The following is a 4933-nucleotide window of genomic DNA, read 5'->3' as shown; positions in this document are numbered from 1 at the left end:
ACCTCGGCACCGGGACCCGCACCGCCCCCGACGGCACCCGCACCCGCAGCGCACGTTCGGTGCGTGCGCCACGCCAGAACGCCGGTGTCGTGCCCGTCGCGGATGAGACGCCCGAGCAGCGTCTGGCCCGCCTCGAAGCCGAGAACAAGGCACTGCGGGCGGAGAAGACCAAACTCGAGACCGAGCGGGAGATCCTTCGCCAGGCGGCCAAGTATTTCGCCGGGGCGACGAACTGGTGACCCGCTTCCAGTTCGTCGCCGACCACTCCGACACGACCTCCAGCCCCCGCCGGGGCTGGACGGTGAAGCGGCTGTGCGCACTACTCGACGTGCGACGTTCCTCGTTCTACACCAGCCGCGCCTACGCCAACCTCTGCGACCGACTCGACGTCCAGCAGTCGATGGGTGCGGTCGGGTCCAGCGCCGACAACGCCCTCGCCGAGTCGTTCAACGCCACCCTGAAGCGGGAAGTTGAGCTTGACCCCTGACGCCGGACACGTCAGTGTCCGGCGCAGGGGTCCAAGCTCACGTGTCGTTCTCCCATCCAGGCCGATGCCGAGACGATGCGGCCTTCGCCGCCCTCGGCGGCATCAGCCCACTCGAAGCCAGCAGCGGCCGGACCGTGCGCCATCGACTCAACCGCGGAGGCGACCGCGCGCTCAACAAGGCTATCCACGTCATCGCCACAACCCGCATGCGCGACTGCCCGACTACCCGCGCCTACGTCGCCCGGCGCACGGCACAGGGCAAGCGGCCACAGGAGATCAGGCGCTGTCTGAAGCGCTACATCGCACGTCAGCTCTATCGCACCCTGACCAGAACGATGGCCGAGGCCCCCGGGGCCGGTCGCTCGGACGAACCGGCGCCCTCCGAAGCCCTTGACAACACATAGAAGCGTCACGCTGTGGCCCGACACCCCTCCGATGTGCTCAGCCACGCCGGAAGAACCCGGACTTCCACCACCAGCCGGGACGCGACCGTGCCAGCAAGCGCCCGGCGTCCGCAATAGCGGGCGTGTGACCGAGACGGGTCAGCACCTCGTAGGCCGTCGCCGTGGCCGCAGTGATCACTGGCAGCCCGAGTTCGTCCTCCACCTGTTGCACTGCGGGCAACGACGGCATTTGGACGCAGGCGGAGAGGACGATCGCATCGGCGCCTTCCTGTCGCAGAGCCCGGGCGATCTCGGGCAGCTGCGCGGGATCGAGCCGGCCGACTGCGAGGTTGTCGGGTACCTCGAGGGCGACGGCGTCGAGGACCTCGATTCCCTCGCCCTCGAGGTACTTCTTCACCATGCGGGTCAACGGCGCCATGTACGGGGTGACGATCGCAACCCGCGACCAGCCGAAGGCGCGGAGCGTGCGAACGAGTGCACCCGCGCTGCTGACCACCTCGGCGGGATGGCCGTTCTGCCGTGCGGCGTCGGCGATGACCTGTTCAGACTCTTTGTGGGCGCCGGGGCCTTGCGCCATGACCGCGACCAGGCAGGCGTAGGCGATCACGTCGACAGCGGCGTCGGACACCGTGGTCGCGCACTCGCCGGCGCGGCGCACCATGGCCTGGAGCTCGTCGGGGGTGACCTGCTTCATCGCGGCCCGGGCGGAGTGGAAGGTGTATCGGTGACCGGTGGCCTCGGTCTGCCGGCGGAACAGCTCCGGGAGCTCGGTCTCCATCGTGGTGTTGGAGCTGGGCACGATCAGCCCGATGCGCGAGAGCGCCGCGGGAGCGGTCGACGTGTCGGCGGGGTGGTCGGTCATCAGTACTTGATTCCTCCGTCGGGAAGGCCTGAGGGCGTTGGTGTGAGCTCGGTGCCGCGGGACGCCGTCTGGCCGGCGAGCGCGTCCCAGACCGCCTCGGGCGTGATCGGCAAGGCGCTGAGTTCGACCCCGAAGTCGGCGAGGGCATCGCAGACCGCGTTGGCGACGGCTGCTCCGGGTGGGATGGTTCCCACTTCACCGACGCCGCGGACGCCGAAGGGCGTGACCGGTGAGGGCACCGTGGTGTGGCGGAGCTCCACCCGGGGAAGATCGGCGGCGGTCGGAACGAAGTAGTCCATCATGGACCCATTGACGAGCTGACCGCTGTCGGCGTCGTAGCGCAGCTCCTCGGCCAGCGCTGCTCCGAATCCCTGAGCCAGCCCGCCGCGGACCTGGCCGTCGACGACCGTGGGATTCACAATCGTCCCACCGTCGTGGACCATGACGAACCGCTCGATGTCGAACTCGCCGGTCTGCGGGTCCACGGCGACCTGCGCCGCGGCCGTACCGAACGAGTAGGCCGCGTCCGACGGCTCGAAGTGCGCGGTCGCCTCCAGCCCGGGCTCCTCCTCAGGAGGCATCCCCTGGCCGGTGATCGCGGTCGTGTAGACCGTCGCCAGCGGGACCGCTCGGGAGTGGTCAGCCCGGACCCGAACCGCGGAGCCGATGATCTCGACGTCGTCGACCGACGCGTCGAGGCGCCAGGCCGCGATCCGTCGTGTCTTGGCGGCGAGCTGCTCGGCCGACGCCCGCAAAGCGCCCGAGGCGGCGATCATGGTCCGGGAGGCGAAGGCACCGGTGTTGAGGGGCGACGTGGCCGTGTCCCCGGCGTGGACCCGAACCGCGTCGTAGTCGGTGCCGAACACATCGGCTACGACCTGCGCGAAGGCGGTCTCGCCGCTCTGCCCCATCGTGGACACACCGGTGTAGACGTCGATCCCACCGGACCGGTTGGCGCGCAGCGTGACGCTCTCGTGGGCTCCGAACATCGAGCCCCGGCGAGCGAGGAACCGCGCGCTCGCATACCCGGTGCGCTCCACGAACGACGAGAACCCGATCCCGACAAGCCGGCCGTCCGCTCGCGGTGCCCGGCCGCGAGCGCGGTGCCCGGCCCAGTCCACGGCGTCTGCCGCCATGCGCAGGCACCGCTCGTAGTCGCCGCTGTCGTAGACCGCACCCGTCGGATTGCGCCAGGGCATGTCCTGCGAGGTCACCATGTTACGGGCCCGAAGCTCGACCGGATCGAGGTTCAGCCGGCGCGCGAGCTGGTCCATCAACCGCTCGTAGGCGAAGTTCACCTCTGGCTGGCCGTACCCGCGGTACGCTCCGATTGGCGTCTTGTTCGTCAGCGTCACGCGGCGTTCGGTGTAGCCGTCGTCGACCTTGTAAGGGCCGTTGAACACGACGCTGGAGAGCTGGGCGGAGCCGAAGGGTGAGTTCCAGCCGCCGATGTCGGTGGCGTAGACGTTCGTCATCGCGAGGATGCGGCCGGTCGCGTCCGCGGCGATGCGGTAGTCGTGCACGGATTCACGGGCGTGCGTGCTCCCGCGGAAGTGTTCACCACGGTCCTCGGACCATTTCACCGGTCGGCGGAGTGCGATGGAGTGCAGGCAGGCCAGGACGTCCTCTGGGAAGACGCCCAGCTTCAGCCCGAATCCGCCGCCGACGTCCGACGCGACGGCACGGATCTCGCTCTCGCCGAGTCGGAGGATTTCGGCGAGCTCCTTGCGGATCAGGTGGGGGACCTGCGACGAGCAGTGGACGGTGAGCTCACGAGCCCCGGGACGCCACTCGGCGACCACTCCCCGGGTCTCCATCGGGAGCGCGGTCACCCGGTTGATCCGGAAGCGGCCCTCCACGACGACGTCGGCCTGGGCGAACCGGGAGTCCGGGTCGCCGCTGCCGTCGGAGTTGGCGGCCAGGAGATTGGAGTCCAGGACCGAGGGATGCAGCACCGGCGCGTCGGGTTCGAGAGCGGCCAGGACGTCCACGACGTGCGGCAGGGGTTCGTAGGTGATGTCGAGGAGTTCGAGCGCGTCCTCGGCGACGTGCCGGCTGTTCGCGACGACGCTGACGACCGGTTGCCCCTCGTGTGTGGCGACGTCCTGGGCGAGCGCGTAGTACGGCAACCTCGGCGCCCCCGGTACCGGGCGGAGGACGGTCAGCGGCTCGGTGCACCGCCGGACGTCCGTCGGCGTCAGGACGTGCTCGACGCCGGCGAGCGCCGCCGCGGCGCTCGTGTCGACGTGCGCGACCCGTGCGTGCGGGTAGGGGCAGCGGGCCACGGCCATGTACAGCACCCGTGCCGGCTCGACGTCGTCGGTGAAGCGGCCGTCACCGCGGAGCAGGCGGTCGTCCTCCTTCCGGAGCTGCGAGGTGCCGATGATTCGGCGTGGACCGCCCGTGTCGCCACGCCCGGCGCCGATTGAGGGTTCTTCCAGAATGGTCATGTCAGCCCTGGGTCGCAGTGGCCTCGGTGGCCGGCCGGGAGGGGATCCGCCGGGCTGCCCTGCGGGTTCTCCAGGAACCAGCGCTCGATGGCAGCCACGACGTTGTCGTAACCGGTGCACCGGCACAGGACTCCGGCGATCTCCTCGCGAATCCTGTCCGGACCCGGCCGGCAGTTCTGGTGGGCGAGCGCGGTCGCGGTCATCAGGAAGCCCGGGGAGCAGAAGCCGCACTGCAGAGCGTGTTCCTCTTTGAAGGCCTGCTGCAGGGTGTTGAGCTCGTCTTCCTCCGCGAGCGATTCGACGGTCCGGACGTCGCGGCCGTCGACCTGGCACGCCAGCATCAGGCACGACTTGACTGCCTCACCGTCGACGATCACGGTGCACATCCCGCAGGCGCCCTGCTCGCAGCCGATGTGTGTCCCGGTGAGACCGAGGTGCAGACGCAGGAAGTCAGCGAGGTGCAGCCGCGCGGGGACGTTCGCCCGCACGACGCGCCCGTTGACCGTGGTAACCGTCTCGACGAGCAGCTCTTCGGGTGCCTCGAGGCCGCTCACCGTCGGTTCACCGGGCGCATCTCGGGCACGGTCAGCTCACCGGCGTCGACGATCAGCTCGTCGTCGAGGTAGAGGCTGTTGCCGCGCATCGGGATGTCGAAGTGGCACGCGGTGTCGTTCGGGCCGCCGAGCTCGTTGTTCGGGCCGATCGAGAACATCACGTTGCCGTAGAACGA

The 4933-nt window shown here is 69.6% G+C and carries 5 protein-coding genes and 2 pseudogenes; 3 read left to right on the top strand and 4 right to left on the bottom strand.

Annotated elements, in window-relative coordinates; genetic code table 11:
* The 3 genes and pseudogenes from BM093_RS36435 to BM093_RS34045 form a co-directional block, all read left to right on the top strand.
* Window positions 1-358, top strand: a pseudogene (locus BM093_RS36435) (hypothetical protein); the annotation flags it as partial.
* Window positions 359-373: 15 nt separating this feature from the next.
* Window positions 374-481, top strand: a pseudogene (locus tag BM093_RS34050) (integrase core domain-containing protein); the annotation flags it as partial.
* Between the two features lie 47 nt (window positions 482-528).
* Window positions 529-891 carry a transposase gene (locus BM093_RS34045; protein WP_177238882.1) on the top strand — a complete coding sequence of 121 codons (363 nt, stop codon included), beginning with the start codon at window positions 529-531 and terminating at the stop codon, window positions 889-891.
* Between the two features lie 37 nt (window positions 892-928).
* Here the strand turns inward: BM093_RS34045 and BM093_RS34040 are convergent, their stop codons facing one another.
* The 4 genes from BM093_RS34040 to BM093_RS34025 form a co-directional block, all read right to left on the bottom strand.
* Entirely contained in the window at window positions 929-1753 is an 825-nt protein-coding gene (locus tag BM093_RS34040) for a maleate cis-trans isomerase family protein (protein WP_093357362.1), read from the bottom strand.
* On the bottom strand, window positions 1753-4203 hold the full coding sequence (locus tag BM093_RS34035) for a xanthine dehydrogenase family protein molybdopterin-binding subunit (RefSeq protein WP_093357358.1): 2451 nt from the start codon (window positions 4201-4203) through the stop codon (window positions 1753-1755). Before BM093_RS34035 ends, BM093_RS34040 begins: the two co-directional genes overlap by 1 nt.
* Window positions 4200-4757 carry a (2Fe-2S)-binding protein gene (locus tag BM093_RS37735; protein WP_093357355.1) on the bottom strand — a complete coding sequence of 186 codons (558 nt, stop codon included), beginning with the start codon at window positions 4755-4757 and terminating at the stop codon, window positions 4200-4202. The genes BM093_RS34035 and BM093_RS37735 overlap by 4 nt, the downstream gene beginning before the upstream one ends.
* Window positions 4754-4933 (bottom strand): 2,5-dihydroxypyridine 5,6-dioxygenase NicX family protein (locus tag BM093_RS34025; protein WP_483880045.1); only part of this gene is annotated, 180 nt, incomplete at its 5' end. The genes BM093_RS37735 and BM093_RS34025, both read right to left, overlap by 4 nt.

The organism is Pseudonocardia ammonioxydans (assembly GCF_900115005.1).
GTDB lineage: Bacteria > Actinomycetota > Actinomycetes > Mycobacteriales > Pseudonocardiaceae > Pseudonocardia > Pseudonocardia ammonioxydans.
Note: the sequence above shows the minus strand (reverse complement) of the source record. Positions and strands in the feature narration are given on the sequence as shown.

Coding starts and splice junctions, on each gene's coding strand:
- BM093_RS34040 (WP_093357362.1), bottom strand. CDS start 1,753: ATGACCGACCACCCCGCCGACACGTCGACCGCTCCCGCGGCGCTCTCG.
- BM093_RS34035 (WP_093357358.1), bottom strand. CDS start 4,203: ATGACCATTCTGGAAGAACCCTCAATCGGCGCCGGGCGTGGCGACACG.